The organism is Cohnella endophytica, assembly GCF_003628305.1.
Taxonomy (GTDB): domain Bacteria; phylum Bacillota; class Bacilli; order Paenibacillales; family Paenibacillaceae; genus Cohnella; species Cohnella endophytica.
In genome coordinates this window covers 783554-810544 of record NZ_RBZM01000004.1, presented here as the reverse complement: position 1 = coordinate 810544, position 26991 = coordinate 783554, and the positions used below count along the sequence as shown (strand labels likewise).

The 26991-nt window shown below is 38.5% G+C and carries 27 protein-coding genes; 1 reads left to right on the top strand and 26 read right to left on the bottom strand.

What is annotated here, in order from left to right; translation table 11 throughout:
• The 6 genes from D7Z26_RS10395 to D7Z26_RS10365 form a co-directional block, all read right to left on the bottom strand.
• Positions 1-405 (bottom strand): serine hydrolase (locus D7Z26_RS10395; protein ID WP_147423845.1); only part of this gene is annotated, 405 nt, incomplete at its 3' end.
• Between the two features lie 313 nt (positions 406-718).
• A complete protein-coding gene (locus tag D7Z26_RS27175) occupies positions 719-943 on the bottom strand; it encodes a DUF6199 family natural product biosynthesis protein (protein ID WP_147423844.1) in 225 nt (74 codons plus the stop codon).
• 281 nt (positions 944-1224) lie between these two features.
• On the bottom strand, positions 1225-1620 hold the full coding sequence (locus tag D7Z26_RS10390) for a hypothetical protein (RefSeq protein WP_120976461.1): 396 nt from the start codon (positions 1618-1620) through the stop codon (positions 1225-1227).
• Positions 1621-4012: 2392 nt separating this feature from the next.
• Positions 4013-4414, bottom strand: coding sequence for a hypothetical protein (locus D7Z26_RS10375; RefSeq protein WP_120976457.1), 402 nt, complete (start codon positions 4412-4414; stop codon positions 4013-4015).
• A gap of 313 nt (positions 4415-4727) precedes the next feature.
• Positions 4728-5129 (bottom strand): rhodanese-like domain-containing protein, encoded by a 402-nt coding sequence (locus D7Z26_RS10370; RefSeq protein ID WP_120976455.1) that lies wholly within the window; start codon positions 5127-5129, stop codon positions 4728-4730.
• Between the two features lie 442 nt (positions 5130-5571).
• A complete protein-coding gene (locus D7Z26_RS10365; protein WP_120976453.1) occupies positions 5572-6222 on the bottom strand; it encodes a DUF4272 domain-containing protein in 651 nt (216 codons plus the stop codon).
• A gap of 329 nt (positions 6223-6551) precedes the next feature.
• On the opposite strand from D7Z26_RS10365, the gene D7Z26_RS10360 reads away from it, so the two are divergent.
• Positions 6552-7109: a hypothetical protein gene (locus tag D7Z26_RS10360; protein ID WP_120976452.1), complete on the top strand. Its 558-nt coding sequence runs from the start codon at positions 6552-6554 to the stop codon at positions 7107-7109.
• A gap of 227 nt (positions 7110-7336) precedes the next feature.
• On the opposite strand, the gene D7Z26_RS10355 is transcribed toward D7Z26_RS10360, so the two are convergent.
• From D7Z26_RS10355 to D7Z26_RS10235, 20 genes are all read right to left on the bottom strand, one after another.
• Positions 7337-7909 (bottom strand): DinB family protein, encoded by a 573-nt coding sequence (locus D7Z26_RS10355; RefSeq protein WP_120976450.1) that lies wholly within the window; start codon positions 7907-7909, stop codon positions 7337-7339.
• Positions 7910-8154: 245 nt separating this feature from the next.
• On the bottom strand, positions 8155-8556 hold the full coding sequence (locus D7Z26_RS10350) for a hypothetical protein (protein WP_120976448.1): 402 nt from the start codon (positions 8554-8556) through the stop codon (positions 8155-8157).
• 263 nt (positions 8557-8819) lie between these two features.
• A complete protein-coding gene (locus D7Z26_RS10345; RefSeq protein ID WP_120976446.1) occupies positions 8820-9164 on the bottom strand; it encodes a hypothetical protein in 345 nt (114 codons plus the stop codon).
• 247 nt (positions 9165-9411) lie between these two features.
• Positions 9412-9867, bottom strand: a complete 456-nt coding sequence (locus tag D7Z26_RS10340) for a hypothetical protein (RefSeq protein ID WP_120976444.1) — start codon at positions 9865-9867, stop codon at positions 9412-9414.
• Positions 9868-10097: 230 nt separating this feature from the next.
• The gene (locus D7Z26_RS10335) at positions 10098-10895 is read right to left on the bottom strand and encodes a hypothetical protein (protein ID WP_120976442.1); all 798 of its coding nucleotides are present in this window, start codon (positions 10893-10895) and stop codon (positions 10098-10100) included.
• A 254-nt stretch (positions 10896-11149) separates the two neighbouring features.
• Positions 11150-11368 carry a hypothetical protein gene (locus tag D7Z26_RS10330; protein WP_120976440.1) on the bottom strand — a complete coding sequence of 73 codons (219 nt, stop codon included), beginning with the start codon at positions 11366-11368 and terminating at the stop codon, positions 11150-11152.
• An 853-nt stretch (positions 11369-12221) separates the two neighbouring features.
• Entirely contained in the window at positions 12222-12575 is a 354-nt protein-coding gene (locus D7Z26_RS10325) for a hypothetical protein (RefSeq protein ID WP_120976438.1), read from the bottom strand.
• 252 nt (positions 12576-12827) lie between these two features.
• Complete coding sequence (locus tag D7Z26_RS10320) at positions 12828-13379, bottom strand: SRPBCC family protein (RefSeq protein ID WP_325050444.1); 552 nt, start codon at positions 13377-13379, stop codon at positions 12828-12830.
• A 235-nt stretch (positions 13380-13614) separates the two neighbouring features.
• Positions 13615-13935, bottom strand: coding sequence for an immunity protein TriTu family protein (locus tag D7Z26_RS10315; protein WP_120976434.1), 321 nt, complete (start codon positions 13933-13935; stop codon positions 13615-13617).
• A 270-nt stretch (positions 13936-14205) separates the two neighbouring features.
• Complete coding sequence (locus D7Z26_RS10310) at positions 14206-14640, bottom strand: hypothetical protein (protein WP_120976432.1); 435 nt, start codon at positions 14638-14640, stop codon at positions 14206-14208.
• A 266-nt stretch (positions 14641-14906) separates the two neighbouring features.
• Positions 14907-15497, bottom strand: a complete 591-nt coding sequence (locus tag D7Z26_RS10305) for a metallophosphoesterase family protein (protein ID WP_120976430.1) — start codon at positions 15495-15497, stop codon at positions 14907-14909.
• A 262-nt stretch (positions 15498-15759) separates the two neighbouring features.
• Positions 15760-16335, bottom strand: coding sequence for a GNAT family N-acetyltransferase (locus D7Z26_RS10300; RefSeq protein WP_199731690.1), 576 nt, complete (start codon positions 16333-16335; stop codon positions 15760-15762).
• 249 nt (positions 16336-16584) lie between these two features.
• A complete protein-coding gene (locus D7Z26_RS10295; protein ID WP_120976426.1) occupies positions 16585-17133 on the bottom strand; it encodes a hypothetical protein in 549 nt (182 codons plus the stop codon).
• A 297-nt stretch (positions 17134-17430) separates the two neighbouring features.
• Complete coding sequence (locus D7Z26_RS10285) at positions 17431-17655, bottom strand: hypothetical protein (protein ID WP_120976422.1); 225 nt, start codon at positions 17653-17655, stop codon at positions 17431-17433.
• 382 nt (positions 17656-18037) lie between these two features.
• Entirely contained in the window at positions 18038-18631 is a 594-nt protein-coding gene (locus tag D7Z26_RS10275; protein ID WP_120976418.1) for a hypothetical protein, read from the bottom strand.
• 262 nt (positions 18632-18893) lie between these two features.
• The gene (locus D7Z26_RS10270; RefSeq protein WP_120976416.1) at positions 18894-19301 is read right to left on the bottom strand and encodes a hypothetical protein; all 408 of its coding nucleotides are present in this window, start codon (positions 19299-19301) and stop codon (positions 18894-18896) included.
• Positions 19302-20210: 909 nt separating this feature from the next.
• Positions 20211-20789: a hypothetical protein gene (locus D7Z26_RS10260; protein ID WP_233566785.1), complete on the bottom strand. Its 579-nt coding sequence runs from the start codon at positions 20787-20789 to the stop codon at positions 20211-20213.
• Between the two features lie 1356 nt (positions 20790-22145).
• Positions 22146-22685, bottom strand: a complete 540-nt coding sequence (locus D7Z26_RS10250; RefSeq protein ID WP_120976411.1) for a hypothetical protein — start codon at positions 22683-22685, stop codon at positions 22146-22148.
• 324 nt (positions 22686-23009) lie between these two features.
• The gene (locus D7Z26_RS27735) at positions 23010-23204 is read right to left on the bottom strand and encodes a hypothetical protein (RefSeq protein WP_233566766.1); all 195 of its coding nucleotides are present in this window, start codon (positions 23202-23204) and stop codon (positions 23010-23012) included.
• Between the two features lie 2689 nt (positions 23205-25893).
• Positions 25894-26301, bottom strand: coding sequence for a hypothetical protein (locus D7Z26_RS10235; RefSeq protein ID WP_120976405.1), 408 nt, complete (start codon positions 26299-26301; stop codon positions 25894-25896).
• Between the last annotated feature and the right edge of the window lie 690 nt (positions 26302-26991).

Below are 26991 nucleotides of genomic sequence, written 5' to 3'. Positions count from 1 at the left end.
ATTGACCCAGTTGGGGCTATGTATCATCTGTGGCCAACCATTCCATTCCCCCATCTCTGGCCAGTCAAAACCTGCACTCATACTTAACAAGTGATCAATTGTAATACGTTGTTTCCGATCGTCCTTATCCTGTTGAAGCGATGGAAAGTAATTAACAATAGGTGTATTAAGATCTGGAAGCAATCCCTGTTCGAAAGCAATTCCAATTAAGCATGAGGTAATACTCTTCGTGCATGAGTTAACTTTGTGAAGTTTAGTTTTAGATTTATTGTTTCTAAAATATTGAAGTACAATATCTTGACCTGAGCTCATCAAACAGCTTTCAATTTTCTCCTTTTCTAGAAAACTAACAAATGATTTTAAGCTTTCTTTATTTATTTTATTCTGATATGGAATTTCCATCATTGAAATGTTTGCTCCTATTAGTTATTATCAGCATTTCTGCTAACGTTCGTATATTCACGACGTCCCACCACCTTAAAGGAGCGAAGCGACTGGCCGCGATGCGGTTAGGTGGTGGGATGTGTCCGGCTGACTCTACTTCCCTGCTACTGCCAATTGCATCTCCGAATCCACATCTAACTTCTGCCGGACCGAGGAGCGGATGCCCCGAAGCGTGAACATGGTGTTAGGTGATGTCCGGGACTTCCTCGAATTCACTGTATATTCGTCTTTTAATAAAGTAATTAATAAGTATTCCCAAGACTGAAGTTCATCATTAATAAAACACATTTATAATATATAAAATAGAAACGATTATAAATATAACTCCTGATATTCTTGTAATTACTATTCCAGTTGTTCCAGGTTCAATAGTGTCAAAAGTAACATTATCTTTACTTATTCTGAATTTATATTGTGATATTCTCCAAAAAAATCTTGGATATATTAATGAGAGTACTCCAAGGATTAAAGCAATAACTGAAAAAAGTGTTACACTCATTTCAAAATCTCCTTATCGTGATGTTGGGTTTGTTCTGATGTTTCCCGGATTTCACCTAACGTTCTTGTGTTCACGACGTCCCACCGACTTTAGGCGACGGAGTCGCCGGGCGCGATGCGCTTAGTCGGTGCGGATGTGTATGGCTGAATCTGCTTCTCTGCTGCTGCCAATTACTTCTCCGATTCCACTTCTAACTCCTGCCGGACCGAGGGGCGAATGCCCCGAAGCGTGAACACGAAGTTATAGGATGTCAGCGTCTTCACTGAAGTACTTGCAAGTCACTAAAAATGTTCCGCATTCAAAATGTTTTCAAATTGCTTAAGTGTTCCTTCATTCATTTCATTAAATCCCAGATTGTTTCCTTTAATAACATGACTAATATACTGTGTAGTGATAAGTTGGTCTCTACAATAGATTTGAATTGATTTATTTAAGTTCTTCGTTGTGATCTGCTCTAATTTGTCCTTGTTCTTAAATTCAATATATAATCCTCGAGTTCCTTTGTTTTCAGAATCTAAAAACGATACAACCTTTATTGTAGTCAAATCTAAATTGGTTAAGATAATTTCTTTGTTTTCGTCCTTAAACAAAATAATCGGCTCTTTATTCTTACTTTGACAACTAACCAAAAGTATGAAAACAAAAATAACAGTGAAAACTTGAATCACTTTCTTCATCAAGACACACCACCCACTTTTGTTTTTTCGATTTTACGGTGTTACGCTGATTTCCTATAACGTTCTTGTGTTCACGACGTCTCACCGACTTAAGGCGACGACGTCGCCGGCCGCGATGCGGTTAGTCGGTGCAGACGTGTCCGGCTGAATTTACTACACTGTCGATCGCTACGGCCGGACCGAGGGGCGAATGCCCCGACGCGTGAATGTGGTGTTATGCGAAGGATGATTCTTCTTGAATAAACATGCAATTCAATTAATTAATTATTAATCTTAAAATCTATTACAATCTTTGAATTTGGCAAATAATATAGAGTATATTCTTTACCGATAATAAAGTCGTCATCCAGAGAGGCAATATAATGGGTATAACGATCAGTATCTAGATAAATAAAACGAGAATTATCAATACGTTCAAAATTATCTTCAACCGTACCAATAATAATTTTCGGTTTAGAGTTAAGGAGAATTAGTAAATCCTTCGTATTATTCAAGACTGGTTTATATACAACAATTGAAACAAAGATAACAATTGAAATCTTAATTATCCAAATTAATAGTTGTCTGATGTCTGTTATTTGTTTTTTGGGTTTAATATGGCTTAATAATATGAATGGAACTAATAATAAAATACTTATTGACTCAATAACAAAGACATTCTTTACACTGTCTATTATTAGATATGGTACGAAAGAAAATAAGAGATATAAAATAGCCATTATAAAAAATAAATTCTTTATTATTTTGAGGAACCTTTTCATCTCGAGCCTGCTTTCTATGTATTACTTGTAAGTAATCATCTTTCGCATAACGTTCTTGTGTTCACGACGTCCCACCGACTTAAGGCAACGAAGTCGTCGGCGCGATGCGCTTAGTCGGTGCGGATGTGTCCGGCTGATTTCGCTTCCCTACTACTGCTAAGTACTTCTTCGAATCCTCATCTAACTCCTACCGGACCAAGGGGCGAATGCCCCGACGCGTGAACATGGTGTTATCTGATGGCTCCCAATACATGAATTACAATCAATTTTTATAAAAAAAGAAAGAGAGAATTTCTTCTCTCCTTACCTGATTAAAAAGACAACCATCCATATGTTCGAAAATCATGTGGTACAGGTCTATAGTATTCTTCGTTTAAGATATTACGTTTGAATTTCATTCTAAATCTTTTTTGAGTGAGTTTTCGGATCCATTTAACTTCATGATTATAAACGTGTTTGGTTATTCTGTGATTTCGATATTCATTGAGGTTCTTAAGCCTTGGATCGAAATCTCTCTTAAACCTAATCTGTCCATTCAAATACTTATAATGCAGTTCCAATTCCCATGCTTTTACTTCATCATCATTAAACAATAAGATCCCTGGTAATTGCTTTAGATTTACCCGTTAAAAGGGTATTGGGCAACGTACCTAGAGATCTACAACATAAGGAGGTATCATAGAATAACCTCACTTCCTAAATTATTTGTTTCTATCTTACAACAAATAAATGTATTTGAAAAATTTTGCACTTGGGGGCTTTCAGATAACGTTCTTGTGTTCACGACGTCCCACCGACTTAAGGCGACAACGTCGCCGGCTGCGCGAATGCGCAGTTAGTCGGTGCGGATGTGTCCGGCTGATTCTGCTTCCCTGCTGCTTCCAATTACTTCTGCGAACCCACATCTAACTCCTGCCGGACCGAGGCGGCTCGTCCGCCGATGCGTGAACATGGTGTTAGCTGAAGTTGACCGCATCTTTGAATTGCAATCAAAATACTTAAACTTAAATATTTACTTCATCCCAGTTTTTTATGACATATCCAAACTGACATATGATAATAATTAAATAGCCTACATTTACTGACAAATAAATTTTTTGTCTTCTTAGTTTTATCTTGTATTCAAAATTGTGGATTTCATTATTTCTAAATGAATTTCTGATAATAGTGTGTGATTTCATTAATAATGAAAATTCAATTATCCCCATTACACTCCATAACAAAGTGAATACTAATAACAATGCATTTAGAAGGGACAAAAGCATCCCTACTCCCACATCTGTAATCTTTATGAATTTATAGATTAGATGGATTAGCAATGTTGCGAAAAATATTCCGAACCCTAAGTAACTAAATATCGGTTTAGTATCGTTTTTAATGTTTCTCACGCCTTTGGTCAATTTCAGCTAACGTGCGTGTATTCACGACGCCCCACCGACTTAAGGCGACAAAGTCGCCGGGCGCAATGCGCTTAGTCGGTACGGATGTGTCCGGCTGATTCCGCTTCGTCGCAACTGAAAATCCCTCCCTGAATCCACATCTAACTTCTGCCGGACCGAGGGCCGAATGGCCCGAAGCGTGAATATGATGTTATACGAAGCATTGGCCTTCTTGAATTACATAACAAATTATTAATTACTTTCAGTACACTCTTTTATTAATTCCTTGATGTGTTTCAGAAGATCTTCTTCTACCTCAATTGCCTTAATTCTTTTTCCATCAACAATAATATCTAGGTACACCCAAAAAATTATTAATTGGTCGGATTTCATTAAATACTCAAAATCCATCAAACCATCAGCAACTGGTTCATCATTAGCATTAAAGATCATAATGCCTGAATACCTGTCTAGTGAGCCATCTAGATAATTTAGATCTTCTCCTTCTACACAACTGTCTGACCAATCAAAGCGGAGCTCACCAGTAAACTTGTAATAATAAAATAAATCTTTAACTAATTGATCTTCAACGAACTTCCGAAGTTCGTTTCCCATAGTTATAGACATTCCCATGTCATGATAATCAGGTTTCATATGCATCTTCTCTCTTAAAAAATAATTGCCACTGTTTCGTATAACGTTTCCGTGTTCACGACGCGGCCCAGCCTTAGATAGCTCCTATCTTAGGCTGGGTCGTGTGTTGTCTGAGCTTCTTCCATGATTATACATCGGACAACCGAGGGGCGTAAGCCCCGATGCGTGAACACATTGTTATAGGATGTCAGCGCCTTCTTCGAAAAATCTTCATCAGTTTTCTTGAATTATCGTTTCTCGTTAGTTGAGTGACTAAGCAAGAGCTGCCATGTTACATTGCTGGCAGCCCGTGATCGATGGTCCTAACCTTGTTTCACTTCTCAACGTATTCCTCTATAGGAAGTCCTGCATCTTTCCAAGCATTCGTTCCACCTTCAAGAATGTATATGTTCGTATATCCCATGTCCTTGAGGGTTTTAGCACCAAATGAGGCTATGGCTCCGACATTGCAAGCTGTAATAATTGGTCTTGTACGGTCCTGTAAACGTTGGTCGCGATATTTTTCAAGATTTTGGTCGGCTCTGGCTGCCAGCATTCCGACCGAAATTGGAACAGCCCCTGATATCATTCCTGTCTGACGAATGTTCCATGCATCCCGAACATCAATAATTAAAGTATCTGGATTGTCTTTTAACATTTTTTGTGCCTCTTCTGGGGCAATCAACTGAATGTCTTCTCTTGCCTCATTGACTAACTGAGCGAAGGTTTTTGTCATTTATCCACCTCATTCTTACAAGTTAAATACTACATTATCTATATGCTGATTATGGAATACATGAACCTTCATCTTTCACGAAATCATGTTTCGTTTTCAAAGATATTCAGACTTTCTCGCGAAATACTTGCATCCACAAAACTGCCCGTTAGTTAAATATCTGCAAGAATCCAATTTACTATTATTGCTAAAGTTTTTTATGATTTGCGATGATTTCCTATAACGTTTCCGTGTTCACGACGTCCCACCACCTTAAGCGAACGTAGTGAGCGGCCGTGATGCGGTTAGGTAGTGCGGATGTGTCCCGGCAATTACTGCTCTGACTTAACTCCCGGGACCGAGGCGGCTTGTCCGCCGATGCGTGAACATTTTGTTAGGCGATGTCGACGCTTCTTTGAATCACCATCAAATATCTTTTATTTATTCAGACCGCAACACACATTTAAGTATTGGTGGATACATTGTCCCAATCTTCATCTTCATAATTAACCAACCAATTTAAAGAATAGTGACGCTCATACACAACACCTGGTTCTAGTCCTGATGGAATAGGCTGATTCCGTAACTGAGCTTCTCTTGTCGCCCAATGGTATCTAAAATAAAGATCCGTTTGATCAAGAATTTCACTTTTGGATCGAACCGTAGAATTAGAAAAAAAATCAACTCTTCCTCGGTCTACTATTGTAGAAACTGCAAAAGGAACATCACAAATAGTTGATGGAAATTCTAGACTATTTACATACTTGAGACTCCACAATAAGACCCATAATGATTCATATCTCCAAGTAAACTTAGCTCGCTCTTTTTCTGTGCATTCCGTCAATTTTATAAAAGTCTCTTCCTCAAGTGTAAAATGTTCCTCAACACAATATTCCTTGGCTTTCATATGAACAATGTCCGATTCTAAGCCTTCCCCTTTTGCAGCAACTAAAGCTAAACAAATTGCACGATTACATATTTCATCTATTGTTCTTAAAGTTACGTTTTTCTCCGTTTCGATTATGGGCAAATGTTTTATGTACGGAATGTTATAACGTCTTAAAATATCAATTGATTTACTTTTTCTTCTTTCCGCCTGGCTAGAAAATATCATCTTACATCTCCCCAATATAATGAGATTTTCGTGAAGTGCTGTTTCGTCGGTTTCGCCAAACGTTCATGTGTTCACGACGTCCCACCGACTTAAGGCGACGGTGTCGCCGGGCGCGATGCGATTAGTCGGTGCGGATGTGTCCGGCCAACGCTTCCCCGAAATCCCGCTGCCGGACCGAGGGGGCTTGTCCCCCGATGCGTGAACATGGTGTTATCTGATGCCACTGCCTTCTAAGAAAAACGATAAAAGCACTTTTCAATAGAATTGACAAATATAGAATAATAAACAATAATTAATTGTTAAAAATTAACTAAGTAGAGGTATTTTTTATGTTATTAAATCCAGTTGTTTCTCTAAGTGATCAAATCGCAATAATAATTGGTTTGTTTGCCGGCCTTTCAGGTGTAATTGTAACAGCGGTTGGAATAGTTATTGCTGGCTATACATTAAGGCGTAAAGATCCCAGTAAAACTCCCGATGGTAAAAATAAAAGGCTTTATAATTTATTAACTTATAATTTTGTTCTATTATTAAGTCCTATTATTACCACTATGATGGTAATTTTTTATGCAATGCAAGGTGAGATAAATCAAGATAAACTTTTTTATCTTAAGACAGATGCTATTCTTCAAATCTTTCTTTTAGGTTTACCTTTCATTCTCAACTTGGTGGCAGTATTTACGTTTCTAAGTGCTCACAACAAAGATAAACCCAATCGAAAATATTTATTTGAATCGATACTCTGTGGATTAATTTCTGTTTTTTGCATCATCTTTTTCTCCATAGTAGATCGATCTAATTTACCCATTTCAATATTAGCAATCTTATGTTTTGCTCAACTTTGTTTTGGTCTTCTTCAAAGTTGGCTATTGATTCGAAAAGAATAGTTTTTAATATTGTAGCAGTGGTTTCAGATAACGTTGTTGTGTTCACGACGTCCCACCGACTTAAGGTGACAACGTCGCCGGCTGCGCGAATGCGTAGTTAGTCGGTGCGGATGTGTCCGGCTGATTCCGCTTCCCTGCTGTTGCCAATTACTTCTCTGAATCCACATCTAACTCCTGCCGGACCGAGGGCCGAATGGCCCGAAGCGTGAACATGGTGTTATCTGAAGCTACTCGGCATCCTTGAATTTACTAAACTCATCTTTCACGCCTTGCATTTGAGTGATATGACGGTTGGCATGCTGACATAAAAAATAAATATACTGATATACATCAATCTTTCCTAAATCATTTACTGTCATTGTCGTCTTATATAATATTCCTTCACCGTTCGGTATTTCGTTAAGTATTTCTTTACATTCATTTATCTGCTCTTCTAATATTGCTCTAACTTCAATTAAAGTCTTTTCGCCCTTCGGTTCCATATGCTCAGGTCGTATCCATGCAAAAGATTTATGCTCTGAAATCTTCTCAAGTTCCCCTAAGTTATATTGATAATTAGATATGGCTTGAATCATATCGACTTTCAATGAATGTTCTATTGCCTTTTTCTTACCTTTACGAATCAGTATTAATAAAAAATGATTAGTTAATGTAACGTGTTCTAAGATTTGCTCAATACTCCATCCAAAATTGGGTCTGAAACTTAGCAATTCTGGACTTAAATTAAACCATGCATAGTAATCATTCAAAGTTCGTGAAAGTTCCTGATCAATGAACTCTATGGTACGCTTTACCGTCATTGTTCTTCCCGCCTTCGAGTAGTTTCAGATAACGTTCTTGTGTTCACGACGTCCCACCGACTTAAGGCGACGTAGTCGCTAGGCGAGATGCGATTAGTCGGTGCGGATGTGTCCGGCTGAATCTACTTCCCTGCTGCTGCCAATTTCTTCTCCGAGCTCACATCTAACTCCTGCCGGACCGAGGGCCGAATGGCCCGAAGCGTGAACATGGTGTTATGTGAAGTTGTCTCTTCTTTGAAAAACATTCAAAATATCTTATTTGCATTATCCATTATTCCGTTAATTTCAATTACTTTAACTACTCCGACTTTCCTACTGCCTTCCATAAAGTATCCTTTGACTCCAAGTTTAATTCGATTATTATGTATTTCCTTCCTCATCTCAGGTATTAATATCCACATTCTAGCAGTTCCAATTCCATTTACTGATTCAATGTCATTAATAAGTACATTTCCATCTTCATCTTCGAATTCAGGGTGAATCATATAAATACCGGTGGTTCCTATATCGTCACCATCATATGAAAAATCACAACGGTATCCTTGAAATGGAAGTATCTTTCTTCCGCCTTCTTCTCTTGAATAAAAACGATATTCAATACGAAAATCATGGAGATGTTTCCTAACCACTTCATAGGGAGTCCACATAATAACTCCTCCGATTTCACTTCAGCATTTAGGCAATTTCACATAACGTTCTTGTGTTCACGACGTCCCACCACCTTAAGGTCACGAAGTCGCCGGGCGCGATGCGCTTAGTCGGTGCGGATGTGTCCGGCTGAATATGCTTCCTTGCTGCTGCCACAACACCGAATCCACTTCTAACTTCAGTCCGGACCGAGGGGCGAATGCCCCGATGCGTGAATATTGTGTTAGGTGATGTTGCTGACCTCGTCGAAATTCTCAACAAATTATTTAATCTCATTTAATAGATAATCATTTAATTCACTTATTTGGTCAGTTACAAATTCAATTTTTTGATTTTTTTGTTTTATTAAAACATATAGAGGTGTTTGCAATACTTTAATTCTAATATCCGGGATTCCAAGACCTGGGATTCCAGAGCTTCGACCACTTATTCTATGATTAGGATCCTTCAATCCTTCAATCTGAAATCCACTACTTGCTGTATTGTCATAGACAATAAGAGTATATTGAGTCTTCACAAATAAATTACTTACTGTAACAAAAACAAAAAAGCTTAAAAAAATTGCTACACCAATATAATACAAATATTTATTAATTGAATTTTTCATAGGTTCTTCCTTTGTTTTTTATGATTTCAGCAATTTCACCTAACGTTCATGTGTTCACGACGTCCCACCACCTTAAGCCCGTAGGGCGGCCGCGATGCGGTTAGGTGGTGCGGATGTGTCCGGCTGATTCCACTTCCCTGCTACTGCCAATTACTTCTCCGAAACCTCATCTAACTCCTGCCGGACCGAGGCGGCTTGTCCGCCGATGCGTGAACATGGTGTTAGGTGATGTTGGCCACTTCATTGATTAAGCTTGATACATCGTTATTGTCAGTCCTAATTCCCCCATTATTTCAATTCCAAGTTCAACTATTATTTCTCTATCAGGGAATAGTTCTTTAACCCTTAAATTCCAGAAGAATTGCAATATTTTTGCGAACTCATCAATAATTTCTTCGTTTTGAACTGATATATCACTAGACATCAAAAAGAAGTCACCAATTGACCAACTATTCACAAACATTTCGACTTTCCTTCTATCATTATTAAACTGCTGCCGCAGACCTGAAATGTTGCCATTATAAAATTGAGATACAAAAATACAGTCTTCATCTTCAATTATTTCTGGCCACAATACGCTAGCAACTGAGATATGTTGTTCAATTGTACAAGTGTTTGAAGCATTATTCATAAGTGTAATTCCCATAATGTTATTAAATTTATTGAGGATTTGATTGTTCGCGATGCTACTATGAAAAATCATAAGACACCTCTTCAATGATCTACTTTCCAAGGTTCTGGCCAATTTCACCTAACGTTCGTGTATTCACGACGCCCCACCACCTTAAGCCACGAAGTGGCGGCCGCGATGCGGTTAGGTGGTGCGGGTGTGTCCGGCTGAAATGCCTTCTTGAAATCCCTCGGCCGGACCAAGGGGCGAATGCCCCGCAGCGTGAATATGATGTTAGACGATGGTGATGACTTCTCGAGTTGCTACATATCTTTATATATCACTTCTGAAAAATCTAATTTCGGAATTATATATTCAAATTTCGGATCTAATCGATTATCATGTTCATTCCAAAAATAAGTTTGACCAATTTTATGAATTATTTTTCTTTCTAGATCGTTCCGTGTTACGAGATTTGTTGGAAGATCATTAATTGTTATTTGAAATCCTTTATTAGGAAATAGTTCAACTTTACATGTGTCCTCGAAATTAATATTTTGAATAGGGACACAAGCCTTGTATACTTCCCCGAAATATGTCTTCCAGTGAAGTCTAGGAATACATCTTCCAAATCCCCAACCCAAATAACTATTACTATTAATTTCATTACTATAGAGGTGACAACTCCCATACCAAGCATCTAAATCTTTGCACAACTCCATCCAGATGTTTTCGATAATTTGAAATTCCTTTTGATTATTTAGTAGACTGATCCCGTCGTCAAAATGAATCCATATCGTATTAAATATTAAAGTAGGATCTGAAGATAAACTTTCAGGACATTTTGTCCATGTGATATAAATACTAAAGATTTGTTTCACTTTGTAAAGCCAAGCATATCCCCCATATAGATACTCGCCTGGCACTTTATCAAAAAATTCTGAGGGGCTATCTATCGAGAACTTCCCTTTATTTTTACTTGAATAATACTCAGATTTTGTTGGTTGAAACTTTTTAGGCAACATTTTCAGTTTCTCGATAATTAGTTCTGCAATTTCATGAGTTCCTAAAAATTTAGTAGTTGTTAAATCTAAACCTAGAGTCTGAGTTCTTTCCTTCATATAACTCCCTCCAATCATCACTTTCGTCTAACGTTCGTGTGTTCACGACGTCCAACTCCCTTAAGCCCGGAGGGCGGCCGCGATGCGGTTAGGGAGTTGGATGTGTCCGGCTGATTCCGCTTCCCTGTTGCTGCCAAATACTTCTCCGAGTTCACATCTAACTCCTGCCGGACCGAGGGTCGAATGGCCCGAAGCGTGAACTCGGTGTCATATGACGTACCCCACTTCATCGAAATACAAATTATTTCTCGATCTTAATTTACTTCGTCCTTTTTAGCATATACCAGGATACATAGTCCCAGCAGTTCACCATGATCCCACATCTTTACCCAAGGATATGTATCGGTAGGTATTATGAATGTTCTTGTTTCCAGTGGCTTTATAATACTCATATCACATGTTATTCCTGATGACTCAGTTGCAGCATGAATGCTTATATCTCTACCTGTGTCATTGTAATATTCAAATTTCAATTCTTTCCCTCCCTATAAATAAAGAGTATGATTCCAATGCCTAAGGAAGCTTATGTAAAAATGAACTTAGCCCGTTGGGGTATGTCATATAACGTTCTTGTGTTCACGACGTCCAACTCCCTTAAGCCCAAAGGGCGGCCGCGATGCGGTTAGGGAGTTGGATGTGTCCGGCTGATTCCACTTCCCTGCAACTGCCAATTACTTCTCCGAATCCTCATCTGACTCCAGCCGGACCGTGGGGCGAATGCCCCGAAGCGTGAACATGGTGTTATGTGATGCCTCCGTCTTCTATGAGTTACTCAAGAATCGTTAATAAATATCTCTCTAAAAACTTAATTAATAAATATCAGGATCATTTGTGATTTTTGATTCTAAATAGATAGTTAATGATAAAGATATTATTGATATTATTATTACTAATACTAAATTTGTAATTACACTTAAGATTAAATACAGAGGAATGAAGATTGTAAATGCTTGTAGAAAAGAAACCTTTGTCATTGTTTTAATTGGAAGCTTGTCAGATTTACTGTATCCAACAAATAATGAATATCTAAAAGCCGTTCTAAAAAAACTTAATATAAAGCTTCCAGCAATAATTAAGAGCAAGTTTAGGACATTAAAATTTATACCTAGCATGTTTCACCTGATCTCATATTATTTGATCTCGGAGTTTCACATAACGTTGTTGTATTCGCGACGTCCATTCCCCATAGATATCTCTTATCTCAGGGGAATGGATGTATCTGCCTGAGTCTTCTTCTTCGAAAACACCTCAAGCAGATCAAGGGCCGAATGGCCCGTAGTACTATAACTTCTTCGAGTTATACTAACAAATCTGTTGTAATATGATTCACCATTCTCTCCATTCCTCGGTAATATCTTGACCATCTTCAATTTCTAATCCTGTTAGTCTTGCCGCCTTGTCTATGAATTCTGCCAATTCTTCACGTTCCATCGTTTCTATAAAATAGTCATTCTCATCATTCAATTCATTGATGGCAATTACAATTCCTTCTACAGCCTTCATAATCTTCACTTGATTTTTAGTTGGTTGTAGTAATAATAAATTGTTTAAGTAATCGTCGAGAACTTTATCACACATAAATAATCGCTCTTCATTAAAAAGGTCATCACCGTAATCTATCATTCTTTGATTCCATAGTTTTGTTGGTTTGTCTTTAAATAAATCATTTAACGACGTCATTGATATATCCCTCTTTTTCTCTGCATTTTGTTTTATTGGTTTTGAACATAGGGTTTATGGTATTTCACATAACGTTCTTGTGTTCACGACGTCCCACCACCTTAAGCCCGAAGGGCGGCCGCGATGCGGTTAGGTGGTGCGGATGTGTCCGGCTGATTATTCTTCCCTGTTACTGCCAATTACTTCTCCGAATCCACATCTGACTCCGACCGGACCGAGGGTCGAATGCCCCGAAGCGTGAACATGGTGTTATCAGAAGTTAGTGTCCTCTCGAGCCGCTTTCACATGTTCTTCAGCTAGTTTCTTTAATTGATAATTCCGATGTTCTAAAAACTTCTTCATATATTTCTTAAGTATAAGTCTTTCAACTGCTTTACCAATAATCCCAAATGGGGCTTCAAAATTCAATGTATCCGTCATTAAGGTCTTTCCATCTATTTGTTTGAATTCGTGTACATGCCTTAAGCTCTTAAACGCTCCTTTTTGCATTTCATCAACAAATATATATGGTTCTTTATAATCTGTAATTTTTGAGGTCAGTCTTTGTCGTACTAAAAAATGAGTTGCTTCAAATGTTACGGTTTGACCTGATCCAATGAGTCCTGTTGTAATCCCCATAATTGCTTTTTCTTTTGTGTGTTTCCAGACTGTTTGTGTATGTATTTCAATATCCCTTGATAAGTCAAAACAAACCTGAATAGGAGCAGAAATCTCTATGTGAGTCTTTACAGTAATCAAATGGTTTCCGCCCTTCATGCACTTAAAAGCACTTACACTAATTTCTGATAACGTTCTTGTGTTCACGACGTCCAATTCCCTTAAGCCCAAAGGGCGGCCACGATGCGGTTAGGGAGTTGGATGTGTCCGGCTGATTCCACTTTCCTGCAACTGCCAATTACTTCTCCGAATCCTCATCTGACTCCAGCCGGACCGTGGGGCGAATGCCCCGAAGCGTGAACATGGTGTTATAGGATGTCAGCGACTTCTTCGAGTATACTTAAAGTTGGTTTTTCAAAATCATTATTCAATCATCGCTCATTTATGGTTTGAGACCGGTTTGTAATACTTCAAAATACTCTTTCAAAACAATACTGAAATCCGAATCAAGTGATAGCTTCTCGAAGTACTTCCAAAGGATCATCTCTTCGGTTTCAATATTTACTACCTCATATTCCATTTGACTTGATTCCCATACAGTTATCTGACCAAGGCAATTTTCTGATTCATGAATTACTCCTGTAGATGGGTTAGGAATATGACTTTCGTCTAATTTATGCTTCACAAATTCAGTAGAAATAAATTCTTTGTTCAATAATTCAATACTGCATTCAACCCATTGTTTGAACTTATTTCTTACCATTAACCAGGCCTCCCGCAGGAAATGCTGTAAATAAAAGAACTTTACGATTTTCGCTGATTTCCTCTAACGTTCTTGTGTTCACGACGTCCAACTCCCTTAAGCCAGAAGGGCGGCCGCGATGCGGTTAGGGAGTTGGATGTGTCCGGCTAAATCAGCATCCCTGCTATTGTCAAATACTTCTCCGAACACACATCTGACTCCTGCCGGACCGAGGGCCGAATGGCCCGATGCGTGAACATGGTGTTATGCGAAGGCACTTTCTTCTATGAATTACTTCCAAAATTGATACCACTTCTTTTTCTTAGTTTTAATTTGATTAATCATTGCATTTCTATATTCCTGCCATTCAATTAATCCTTTTTCGGGATTTAGATCTAAATTTAATATTCCTTCAGATCCTTCGACGGCTTTCCATCCTGTCCTTTTGTGAATTGATCTTAGGGCTTCTATTGCTCCTTGATTGCCTCTAATATGTAACATAAATGAAGTGACATTGTCTTCTTCTGGCATATTAAATTCAATTGAGTAATCAGTTCTTTCAAGAACTCCCCAGGTAGGATCTGTAAAATCAAGATCAGGAAAAATCTCTACTAAAATAGAAGCAACTTCATTATAGTTGCCCATCGATTCAATTACATCTTCATTAAGATCTTCCAATTCTTTGATTGCATTTGGAAACTTCATAAATGAGACATCCCAACTCATAATAAGTTAATCCTTCTTTCTTTGAACGTACTTAAAGTGCTTTCGCATAACATTCGTGTGTTCACGACGTCCCACCGACTTAAGGCGACGAAGTCGCCGGGCGCGATGCGCTTAGTCGGTGCGGATGTGTCCGGCTGATTCCGCTTCCCTGCTGCTGACAAATACTTCTCCGAACCAACATCTAACTCCTGCCGGACCGAGGGGCGTATGCCCCGAAGCGTGAACATGGTGTTATCTGAAGTATCAAGACTTCCTTGAAATATCCACTAAAGTTCTATGAAGTAATATCCAAATGCATTTATGATTTCTGTCTCTTTGAAGTTATGAATTCTTTGGTTTCTTCCATAATTCAAATGTTGGTGTCCATGCAATAATAATTGTGGTTTATATTTACTAATAAATTCAACAAAGCATTCAAATCCCCTGTGGCATAAGTCTTCCCCATCACCAATCTTATATGCTGGAGCATGCGTTACTAAAATATCAATTCCTTTAGTCAACCAAAGTCTTGGTCTTAATTTTGTGATTCTCCATTTCATTTGTCTTTCTGAGTATTGATGTTCTCCGGGGCTATATCGGTAACTTCCTCCAAGTCCCATAATTCTAATTCCTTTATAGATGACGATCTTGTCGTCTATGCATTCGCAACCATCTGGCGGATTTGCTTTGTATTTGGTATCGTGGTTTCCATGCACGTAAAACAAAGGAGCATTAATCATGCTCACTAAAAATGATAGATATTCCGATTTAAGATCGCCGCACGATATAATAATGTCTACGTTCTTAAATTTCTTTGGTTCAAAATGATCCCATATGTATTTCGATTCTTCGTCGGAGACAACCAAAATTCTTGTCATTTGTATTCCTCCGGTTTAGAACTTTGTGCACTTCTTGATATTTCAGATAACGTTCTTGTGTTCACGACGTCCCACCGACTTAAGGCGACGAAGTCGCCGGGCGCGATGCGCTTAGTCGGTGCGGATGTGTCCGGCTGATTTCGCTTCACTGCTACTGCCAATTACTTCTCCGAATCCTCATCTATCTCCTGCCGGACCGAGGGCCGAATGGCCCGAAGCGTGAACATGGTGTTATCTGAAGTAATCGTCTCCCTGAAATACATCAAAACAAGTCTTTCAATCTATCTCTTAATATTGTTTCGGCTTTATCAAAATCATTCAAATAGGTTCCAAAACTTTCAGTCTTCAATAATTCAAATCCAGTTTTCAAATATAATCCAATAGCTTTATAGCTCCAGGTCTGTGTATGTAAATATACTTCGTTGTCCCCTTCAGTTTTCAACAATACTTCTAAGCACTTATAGACTAAAGGTTTACTTAGTCCTAATCCTTGATATTCTGGCTTAACTGCAAGCCAGTGTATGGATGGATTTCTTCTGTCTTGAGTGTAATTCCACCAAGCAGTTATGGTAGCTATATATTGACCTGCGGAGTCTTTAATGAAGATTACTCGTTCCCTTATCTCATCAGGATAGGTTAAATATTCATTTCGAAAGTAATTTATAGCTTCATCAACATATTGAAATTCTCCAACAGAGGTTTCTATCTCTGCCCATTTAACTTCGTCTCCATCCCTATAAAGGGTAAATGAAAATTCGTTAGGTAATAGCGAATAGGGAATCGACATTCCTGCTTTACGTTTCATTATTATATTTAAATATGGAAGCGACTTATCCAACAATCAAATCACCTTTGTTTTTATTATGTTTAGGCTTTACGATTATTTCAGATAACGTGCTTGTATTCACGACGCCCCACCGACTTAAGGCAGCGAAGCTGCCGGCTGCGCTTGCGCAGTTAGTCGGTGCGGGTGTGTCCGGCTGATTCAACATCCTTGCTACTGCCTATTACTTCTTCGAATCCACATCTAACTCCTGCCGGACCAAGGCGCGAATGCCCCGATGCGTGAATATGGTGTTATCTGATGTCATAAGCCTTCTTCGAGTACCCTAGGAATTACATGTTTATTTAAATAGTCTCTAATATGATTAGGGATTATATTTGTTTCAATTAAATTGATCCAAATTATATAGAGTGCATTCTTGAGTATTGTTATTAGGTCTTTAGTTTCTTTGTTAAATCTCTTAAAACTACTCTTTTGTTTTTCACTTAATGAATCTAATAAACTATTAACTTCACGTTCATCAATTTCGTATCCTAAATTATGAGCGTACGCATTTCTCAATTTGTTTATCCTATTTATTGAAGGCATTTCTTCTAAAGGAAGGAGTCCTAACGCAAAAACTAGTCTTGTAATTTCAGTGAATTTAATTCTATCGCCAATGATTTCAGGATGCTTTAAGTTATTGGTCAACAATATTCTTAACTCATGTTCAATATATAAATGCGCCCTAAGAATAATTTGAAAATAATTCTCGCCTTCAGTATCTCTAATAAATTTATTATACTGTGCTTCAAACCTTTGAGAGATATCTTCTAGTTGGTTAATTATTTCGTCTTCACTTTTATCACCCATGGAATACCCTCTCTATCTTGCTTATGATTTCAGATAACGTTCCTGTGTTCACGACGTCCCACCGACTTAAGGCGACGAAGTCGCCGGGCGCGATGCGCTTAGTCGGTGCGGATGTGTCCGGCTGATTCCGCTTCCCTGCTACTGCCAATTGCATCTCCGAATCTACATCTAACTCCTGCCGGACCGAGGGCCGAATGGCCCGAAGCGTGAACATGGTGTTATCGGATGTCCACGACTTCATGAAAAACTCACAAGGGATTATCGTTATCATAGGAAAATCGGATTGAAATTATCATGCTACTCTGTATAAATTCCAAAAATATTATTTGAAAATTCCCCAGCAGCAAAAGTTATAGTCTGCCCTACAACTATCACATTCCAAATTGAAAAATTAAATGATTGATTATATAACGGATCCTTCACTTCAATTGTTTGCTTTGTATTGATCCATTCCTGTTTAAAGATATCAATTCCATCAAGGATAAATGAATCATTTGAAGTGCTTCCGCGAAACTTCCACACTTATATCACTTCCAATCATTATCATCACAATCTCTTAATAATACATCTCTTTCTATAAAAAGAGTCAAATCAATTAGATGAAGATCTAACTGTTTCATTATGAGTGTATATAAGTGGTTTTGGTTGATCTCGTGGATTTCCGATAACGTTCTTGTGTTCACGACGTCCCACCGACTTAAGGCGACGAAGTCGCCGGGCGCGATGCGCTTAGTCGGTGCGGATGTATCCGGCTGAATTCGCTTCCCTGCTACTGCCAATTGCATCCTCGAAATCACATCTGACTTCTGCCGGACCGAGGGGCGAATGCCCCGAAGCGTGAACATGGTGTTATACGACGTATCTGCCTTCACAGAATCAACTAACAGAATCTACTTACTATTCTCTAAGCAATCTGAATGATTCTAGCATTCTGACACAATGGATAATTGCTTGTAAATTCCAGGATCGCATTATTCATTTCTTTAAATGAATCACCATAAAAATATAATGCTGTTTCAGTATTCCCTTGCCAGTATCTTTGGACTTCTCCATCATATCTTACTAGTTTTGAAAGTTCTGCTAATACAATATTTGAATCGCATTCTGCATATACTTCGTCCGGAAGGTTAGTGCCATCTAGGTATATGCCTAATCCCTCTTTTTGGCCAAGATTTATTTGTTCATTTGTGCTTTCTTTAGATAAATGTGACCCTTTAGGAGCACCTAATTTCTCGAGCATTTCAATAATTTCCATATTTATTTGTTCTTCATTATTACCTTGATAAATCAGAAATTCAATATTACAAAATACTATTTCACCAGATTCCGCTTGCATTGTACCTCCACCAATAACTTCACCATATTTGTTCTTTCGTAAGAACTCATCAATAGGGTCCTCATAATATTCACCTCTATCGATCGGCATGATCTTGTCATTTAACTGGATTACAAATATAGAACCTGTTTTTTCTTTCTTTCCAAATAACTTTTTAAACATATACTATCTCCTTTGTATTGAATTTCGCTCTGCAGATATGTCGTATAACGTTCTTGTGTTCACGACGTCCCACCGACTTAAGGCGACGGAGTCGCCGGGCGCGATGCGCTTAGTCAGTGCGGATGTGTCCGGCTGAATTCGCTTCCCTGCTGCTGAATTACTCCAGTCGAATCCGCTGCCTTACCCCGGCCGGACCGAGGGGCGAATGCCCCGAAGCGTGAACATGGTGTTATATGAAGGTTCAGACTCCAGCGAATTTCTATCAAATTCTTGTCGTCCAATTTATTTCAAAATCATTATTTTTAGTCGCCTTTGCTTCTTCAATTGAACTATGAACTGTATCTCCAATGACATTAAATCTGTTGTCACAAGCAAATAAATAAAACTCACTTTTCCCTTTATAATTACAGACTGCAAGATACGAGATTTCAATTTCATTACCATCTTCATCAATTATGTATCCATAAGAACCCTTATTAGATAATTCAACAATCTCAGCTCCATCAAGTTCTGTCTTAATGAAGTCCTTTAATTGACTGTAAAGGTACCCTACAATGTATTCTCGCCTAGTCATTTCATTTATGTCCTGATTATTTGACAAATCATTAATTCCATTATTGATTAAATTCCATAATAGTGTTCCTTCGAAATCATGATATGGATGAGACAAATTTCCACCTTCTTTTTGTGGGTTTGCTCTTCTGGACTTTCATATAACGTTCTTGTGTTCACGACGTCCCACCGACTTAAGGCGACAACGTCGCCGGCTGCGCGAATGCGCAGTTAGTCGGTGCGGATGTGTCCGGCTGATTCTGCTTCCCTGCTGCTTCCAATTACTTCTGCGAACCCACATCTAACTCCTGCCGGACCGAGGCGGCTCGTCCGCCGATGCGTGAACATGGTGTTAGCTGAAGTTGACCGCATCTTTGAATTGCAATCAAAATACTTAAACTTAAATATTTACTTCATCCCAGTTTTTTATGACATATCCAAACTGACATATGATAATAATTAAATAGCCTACATTTACTGACAAATAAATTTTTTGTCTTCTTAGTTTTATCTTGTATTCAAAATTGTGGATTTCATTATTTCTAAATGAATTTCTGATAATAGTGTGTGATTTCATTAATAATGAAAATTCAATTATCCCCATTACACTCCATAACAAAGTGAATACTAATAACAATGCATTTAGAAGGGACAAAAGCATCCCTACTCCCACATCTGTAATCTTTATGAATTTATAGATTAGATGGATTAGCAATGTTGCGAAAAATATTCCGAACCCTAAGTAACTAAATATCGGTTTAGTATCGTTTTTAATGTTTCTCACGCCTTTGGTCAATTTCAGCTAACGTTCTTGTGTTCACGACGTCCCACCGACTTAAGGCGACGAAGTCGCCGGGTGCGATGCGCTTAGTCGGTGCGGATGTGTCCGGCTGATTCCACTTCCCTGCAGCTGCCAATTGCTTCTCTGAATCTACATCTAACTCCTGCCGGACCGAGGGCCGAATGGCCCGATGCGTGAACATGGTGTTATATGATGGGGATGCCATCTTTGAACTACTATCAAAATCTATTCAAATTTATTCTTTATTAGTTTGTTTACTTCTTTAATTCTATCATCAGTTAGATATGCAATTAGGCAATCTTGTCCCAAAACTGAAAGTACAATTTTATTATTTGTATCGTTTCTTATTAATTGATTGAATTTATCGAAAATATCGCTGTCTAACCAATCATTATCGATCTTTAGATCCCAGTTGATTTGTTTCTCATTGTACTGGAAGGATACCCACGCTTCTTCATTCTCAATATCAACAAAATCATTAATGTTACGTATATCAAGACCAGTCATATTCATTAATCTTTCAATAATTACTTTATAATCACCGTGATCTTCAATACATTCAGTATCTAAATGCCAAATATCATTCGAGACGACAATAAATTGTTCATCTCTGAATATCTCTCCACCTAAACTAATCATTAATAACTGATATGGCTCTTCTTCATATTCTACTTGAGAGAATTCTTCAAGCAATAACTCAGGCTCAATGCCTTCATTTATTCTGAATCCAAGTTCAGATAGTTTTTTGAGTTGATCCTCAAAAGATATGGCTTTCTTCTTAAAAAGTCTGAACAATTGAAGCACCTTCTTCTTTATGTTTTGGATTTGCATCCCTTTCATATAACGTTCTTGTATTCACGACGCCCCACCACCTTAAGGTCACGAAGTGACCGGCCGCGATGCGGTTAGGTGGTGCGGGTGTGTCCGGCTGATTCCGCTTCCATGCTACTGCCAATTGCATCCCCGAATCCTCTTCTTACTCCGGTCCGGACCGAGGGGCGAATGCCCCGAAGCGTGAATACGGTGTTAGATGAAGTTACAGACATCATTGAAATACTAAATATTATTCATGAATTGGTTCATTATTTATTCGTATCAGTTGACCCTTATTATTAAATGTTACTAAATCATAGCTTCTTATGGTTTCCCAGTATTCCTTTTCAATCTCTTTCTTCTCCGATCCTTTGATTGATGAGATTTCTAATATGTATTTTCCATTCATCTCTTCTTTCCCTATGACTGTTCGTGTAGTTTCTGTTAGTTGTCTCTGATTTGAATTACATCCAGTAAATAAAATTAGGATAATAATGGTAATAACGACAAAGCGAGAGTTTATTTGCATGTTAACACCGCTCTTCAAGTTTATCGATTTCTTAAAGCACTTCTGTAATTTCATCTAACGTTCTTGTATTCACGACGCCCCACCGGCTTAAGGACCGAAGGTCCGGCTGCGCTTGCGCAGTTAGTCGGTGCGGGTGTGTTCGCCTGATTCTACCCACAGCAATTCTACTTCGGGCGAACCGAGGCAGCTTGTCTGCCCAAGCGTGAATACGGTGTTAGAGGATGTTCCCGCTTCTTTGATAAAACTACAAACGAGTTCTTGGGTCTATAAACAAATGTTTATAATCACTAGATCTTCAAATACGCTCGTGACCTTCAAATACGCTCGTGACAAATACGCTTTTGCCCTAGACCTCATATTACGTTCTTGATCTAAAAATACGTTTTTTTCCTAGGCCTCATACTACGTTTTTGATTTACAAATATGCCTTAATCTACTTTATATCCAGGTCTCTCGAGTAGGTACTTGATGCTTCAGAACTCAAGATGCTCTCTTCCAGATATTAGGTACAATGTAGCACGAATAACTAAAAAAGAGAATACGTGATTCGTATCCTCTACTTCGAACGTATTTGAACTCGGGAATTTCCTCTAACGTTCATGTGTTCACGACGTCCAACTCCCTTAAGCCCGAAGGGCGGCCGCGATGCGGTTAGGGAGTTGGATGTGTCCGGCTGATTCCGCTTCCCTGCTACTGCCAATTACTTCTCCGAATACTCATCTAACTCCTGCCGGACCGAGGGGGCTTGTCCCCCGAAGCGTGAACATGGTGTTATAGGATGTCAGCGCCTTCTTGAATTTACTACATTGCATTTGTAATTATTCATTTGTTATTCTATCAAGCTCTTTACGTAACTTCGAATGCTCCTTATCTGGTAAAAAAAGATCATAAACTACTATTGACAGCAAAAACATTTGAGATAGCCCCGAATATAGAAGTATTCCAGAGGAAAACAAATTGTTTATACTAATCTTTGCTGATATTCTTTCAAATTCTGAATTACTCAAAATCTTATTATTTTTTAGTACTTCGATTATATCTGAAACTGTATCCGTATTCTTAGTAAAATGCATTGCCATACCAGTAAGAATGCAAGTCATTACCCCGAAAAGCACACCGAGCTTACCTATATTTTTCTTTATATTCTTTTTTCTTGATAGGTATGTAAATGCCTTGGATCGTTGTTCCCTAATAAAAGAGTTCCAAGTTTCTTCATTGTAACTGTCTCTAAAATATTTAGATTGTTGCTCTAATTTTGTTTTTACTTCATCTATCCGTTTATCAAAATAAATTCTACTTATAACTCCTGAGAGAACTAGTAAAAAAACGATCACTGAGAAAATAATCAAGCCCACCATAAGACTTCACCTCTGTACTTCAATCTCTGAGGGAAAGATTCCCCGCAGCTTGCTGCACCAGTTACTTAGATTTTGATTAAGGTTTGCGCTGATTTCCTATAACGTTCTTGTGTTCACGACGTCTCACCGACTTAAGGCGACAAAGTCGCCGGGCGCGATGCGCTTAGTCGGTGCGGATGTGTCCGGCTGAACTCACTTCCCCGGAGCTGAAATGCCTCTTCGAACCCACATCTATCTTCTGCCGGACCGAGGGCCGAATGGCCCGAAGCGTGAACATGGTGTTAGGCGATGTGCCACTTGAGTTACCTACAAAAATAAAAGGTGTTATATATTCTCATTCTTTATGAAGAATCCTTCAGGGTAGTATTCATCCTCCGTTGAATCAACATCGGGATACTTAGTAAATACTGTTTGGAACTGATCGTTTTCCATTAAATAATTTATTACTTCATATATTCTTTCCTTACTTCCGATATCAATTAATACCATATCGCTTGACCAAAAATAGTTTCCATTCATAAACTCTCCTGTTTCTTTATTCTTCTCTCTTAAAGTCAATATGTTCTTATATGTAAAGAAGCTCGCTATCCACTTCATTCGGTTCGAAAAGACTACAATTACGTCAGTATTTACATCCCCAATATCCCATTGTCCATCAGCCCATTGTTCTGCTTCTATCCATATATATCTATTTAGGTCTCTTATTTAAACTCCCACCTTCAGCAATTATTGTTTTAGAGTTTTTGGTTTAATCAAGTCTTCGCATTTCGCCTAACGTTCTTGTGTTCACGACGTCCCACCGACTTAAGGCGACGAAGTCGCCGGGCGCGACGCGCTTAGTCGGTGCGGATGTGTCCGGCTGATTCCGCTTCTTTGCTACTGCCAATTACTTCTCTGAATTCACATCTAGCTCCTGCCGGACCGAGGGCCGAATGGCCCGAAGCGTGAACATGGTGTTATACGAAGTCACTTCTTCCTTGATTGATCTACAATTCCTTAATCCCTAATATGACTTTATCATTACTATGATTTATGAAATATTGAATTGTATATGTTGTTTGTCTATCTAATTTAGTTTTCTTATACAGGTAATAGATGTCATCTTCTGATTGAATCTGATAGGGTAATATACTTTTACTAATTCTAGCCCCATCAGATAACTTGAAATCAGTAATTATTAAAGTCTCTGAAATGGTTTGCTTTGAAATGTAATTATTGATATCTTCCTGAATTTGATATCCCATTGAAATACACATTAAGATAAGAAATAACAAGACAAGTATTCTTGAAATACGTAAACTGTTTGTAATTAAGCGAAACTTAAATGCTCTTTTTGTCTTTAAATCTTTAATCTTATATTGGATTATAAAAATAACCAAAACTGATAACATCAAAATAAAAACGATTGGAAAACCAAAAAACGAATGATAAAGGTAATGAATAAAATATGATTTCTGATTGCTTCCATTGTAAAAAATGGAGACGGTTGATTTAATCCCAATCCATATCAATAATAGTACTAATTCAGAAAAAACTAACCACATTATTGTTCTCCTGATCTTAAAAGATTTAAGTGATTTCGTATAACGTTCATGTGTTCACGACGTCCCACCGACTTAAGGCGACGAAGCCGCCGGGCGCGATGCGCTTAGTCGGTGCGGATGTGTCCGGTTGATTCCACTTCTCTGCTTCTGCCAATTGCATCCCCGAAACAACATCGGACTCCTGCCGGACCAAGGGGCGAATGCCCCGAAGCGTGAACATGGTGTTATACGACGATTCGTTCCGCCTGATTAACCTTCAACGTTGTGTTGACTTGATGAATAATATTATTTGAGCAATTAATCCTGATATTAATAATATTATTAATGGTACTGCAATAAAAAAATTAGCCCAGTATAACTCTTCTGGATCTCTATTATTATTACCATAATATTCCACATTAACATATCGATATACAAAATATTGAAAGAAGAAAATGATTATTCCTGAATTCATTACACTTAAAATAAAGAATCTTTGATTTCTACTTGAATCTTGTAAATAATTTAGATATACCATCAAAATGGGAAAGACAAATGTGATACCCAGGGTTATTAATAACTTAGTAAGATCCCCAACCATGAGACTTAAAAGAATTATTAATAGATAACAAAAGAAAATCACCAAGTTTAATGTTACTTTGTTCTTGAAGAAGACTTGATTCATCAACAAATTTATCACGCCTTTCAGCTTTAACGAATTGTCGAATAACGTTTCAGTATTCACGACGTCGAAAGACTTAAGGTGCAGATTGGGACATGCGAAGCTGTCTTTCGAACCGGCTGCGCATCGCGCAGTTAGTCTTGTAGATGTGTTCGCCTGAATTTACTTCCAGCGCATACTTCTGGCGAATCGAGAGCCGACTGGCTCGAAGCGTGAATACGTTGTTATATGATGTTGGACCCTTCGTCTCATGCTTGCCTAACTCTTAAGTAACTTCCGGGCTCGAACCCGTTCTGAAAAAGTAAATCCCACCTCTACCTAGCTCAAAACATGTAACAACCGCTCGCCATCTTCTTCTCGATTACTTCTTCGAATCGTCTTCATGCTTTCACTTCATTGCCAATCTCGCTGTTCTCTAGACACCGACAATCTCTGCCTCTTGTTCCACTCTCAAAACCAATTCTCTTGCCCTTACTTCCAGGCACCTTCTGTTCCCTCAAAATAATAGGTCTTAACATTCTACTTTCAGGCACCTTTTCCCGCAAAACAATATGTCTTGACCCTCTACTTTCAGGCACCTGTTCCTACAATGACATTCATTAATTAATTTTTTTTCAAAATATCAGTTTAGTTTTCATTCATCTTTCTTTGCCTTTATTGCCAACCACGCTGTTCCTAGATCCCTCGAAACCTGAATTCACTTCATGTTCTTCTCTGATTTAAGATGGCTCTTCAATAGTTCGCAAACCCTTATCATTAATTCGCTGTCGCTTCGGGTCCAATTTCATATAACGTTCTTGTGTTCACGACGCCCCACCACCTTAAGCCCCAAAGGGGCGGCCGCAATGCGGTTAGGTGGTGCGGGTGTGTCCGGCTGAATAAACTTCCTCGCTACTGCCAATTGCATCATTGAATTCACATCTGACTCCGGCCGGACCGAGGGGCGAATGCCCCGAAGCGTGAATACGGTGTTATGTGAAGTTGACTCTACTTAGAAAAACTTTCAAAGCCCTGTTGCCTGATATATCCATTTTCTTTCAGTCTGATAAATATATAAGTGTCTTACTTTACTATTTTTCTTATCAAATTTTATTTCCCCATATGGAGGCCCGCAGGCACAATCATCCCTTATTCTCCAATAATATAGTGATTTAATTTTGTATTTAGAGATCACAACAAAATGATCATTGAAGAGATTTTCTTCATCTAGATAAATATTATCTAGATCCAAGTTTTGAAAGTCTTCTTTAGAAGTCACTATATACCAATCTTCTGATAAAACATTCTTTCCTTGTTCATATGAATCTAATAATTCTGTATTAAATTTATAGATTAAAGGATTCCAAATAACCAGTCCAAGAACTAAAATGACTATTATTGAGAGGAGTAAATAGAGTATTCTGATCTTCATTGTTCTCTCCCCTTTAGTCAATTTCACATAACGTTTTGTGTTCACGACGCCCCACCACCTTAAGTCCCGAAGGGACGGCCGCGATGCGGTTAGGTGGTGCGGGTGTGTCCGGCTGATTCATCATCCTTGCTACTGCCTATTACTTCTCTGAATCCTCATCTAACTCCTGCCGGACCAAGGGGCGAATGCCCCGATGCGTGAATATGGTGTTATGTGATGTCTCTCCTACTTCTGCGCAGTTCTTGAACTTCGGTTTAACAAATACGTTCTTGGCCTTCGCAATTATAATAAATTATTTCATTTCTTTACTCCCCTGCAGGAGAGATTTCACATAACGTTGTTGTGTTCACGACGTCCCACCACCTTAAGCCCCAACGGGGCGGCCGCGACGCGGTTAGGTGGTGCGGATGTGTCCGGCTGATTCCGCTTCCCTGCTGCTGCAAATACTTCTCCGAATCCTCATCTAACTCCTGCCGGACCGAGGGGCGAATGCCCCGAAGCGTGAACATGGTGTTAGGCGAAGTGCCCTCTTCATTGAAATATCATATCCGTATCTTTGTTTCTTAATATTAGTTCAAGACTTGCCTTAGTAGATAAATCATCAAAATGTGTATGTCCTTCATTGGTATCTATTAATGATTTACAGATTAATTCAGCAAGCCTTAGCCCCAATGAATTACAACTCATAAG

Bases quoted from the DNA above. Each gene is read 5' to 3' on its own strand.
- D7Z26_RS27175 (WP_147423844.1), bottom strand. From the start codon at position 943: ATGAGTGTAACACTTTTTTCAGTTATTGCTTTAATCCTTGGAGTACTC.
- D7Z26_RS10390 (WP_120976461.1), bottom strand. From the start codon at position 1,620: ATGAAGAAAGTGATTCAAGTTTTCACTGTTATTTTTGTTTTCATACTT.
- D7Z26_RS10375 (WP_120976457.1), bottom strand. From the start codon at position 4,414: ATGAAACCTGATTATCATGACATGGGAATGTCTATAACTATGGGAAAC.
- D7Z26_RS10370 (WP_120976455.1), bottom strand. From the start codon at position 5,129: ATGACAAAAACCTTCGCTCAGTTAGTCAATGAGGCAAGAGAAGACATT.
- D7Z26_RS10365 (WP_120976453.1), bottom strand. From the start codon at position 6,222: ATGATATTTTCTAGCCAGGCGGAAAGAAGAAAAAGTAAATCAATTGAT.
- D7Z26_RS10360 (WP_120976452.1), top strand. From the start codon at position 6,552: ATGTTATTAAATCCAGTTGTTTCTCTAAGTGATCAAATCGCAATAATA.
- D7Z26_RS10355 (WP_120976450.1), bottom strand. From the start codon at position 7,909: ATGACGGTAAAGCGTACCATAGAGTTCATTGATCAGGAACTTTCACGA.
- D7Z26_RS10350 (WP_120976448.1), bottom strand. From the start codon at position 8,556: ATGTGGACTCCCTATGAAGTGGTTAGGAAACATCTCCATGATTTTCGT.
- D7Z26_RS10345 (WP_120976446.1), bottom strand. From the start codon at position 9,164: ATGAAAAATTCAATTAATAAATATTTGTATTATATTGGTGTAGCAATT.
- D7Z26_RS10340 (WP_120976444.1), bottom strand. From the start codon at position 9,867: ATGATTTTTCATAGTAGCATCGCGAACAATCAAATCCTCAATAAATTT.
- D7Z26_RS10335 (WP_120976442.1), bottom strand. From the start codon at position 10,895: ATGAAGGAAAGAACTCAGACTCTAGGTTTAGATTTAACAACTACTAAA.
- D7Z26_RS10325 (WP_120976438.1), bottom strand. From the start codon at position 12,575: ATGACGTCGTTAAATGATTTATTTAAAGACAAACCAACAAAACTATGG.
- D7Z26_RS10315 (WP_120976434.1), bottom strand. From the start codon at position 13,935: ATGGTAAGAAATAAGTTCAAACAATGGGTTGAATGCAGTATTGAATTA.
- D7Z26_RS10310 (WP_120976432.1), bottom strand. From the start codon at position 14,640: ATGAGTTGGGATGTCTCATTTATGAAGTTTCCAAATGCAATCAAAGAA.
- D7Z26_RS10305 (WP_120976430.1), bottom strand. From the start codon at position 15,497: ATGACAAGAATTTTGGTTGTCTCCGACGAAGAATCGAAATACATATGG.
- D7Z26_RS10295 (WP_120976426.1), bottom strand. From the start codon at position 17,133: ATGGGTGATAAAAGTGAAGACGAAATAATTAACCAACTAGAAGATATC.
- D7Z26_RS10275 (WP_120976418.1), bottom strand. From the start codon at position 18,631: ATGTTTAAAAAGTTATTTGGAAAGAAAGAAAAAACAGGTTCTATATTT.
- D7Z26_RS10250 (WP_120976411.1), bottom strand. From the start codon at position 22,685: ATGGTGGGCTTGATTATTTTCTCAGTGATCGTTTTTTTACTAGTTCTC.
- D7Z26_RS27735 (WP_233566766.1), bottom strand. From the start codon at position 23,204: ATGAATGGAAACTATTTTTGGTCAAGCGATATGGTATTAATTGATATC.
- D7Z26_RS10235 (WP_120976405.1), bottom strand. From the start codon at position 26,301: ATGAAGATCAGAATACTCTATTTACTCCTCTCAATAATAGTCATTTTA.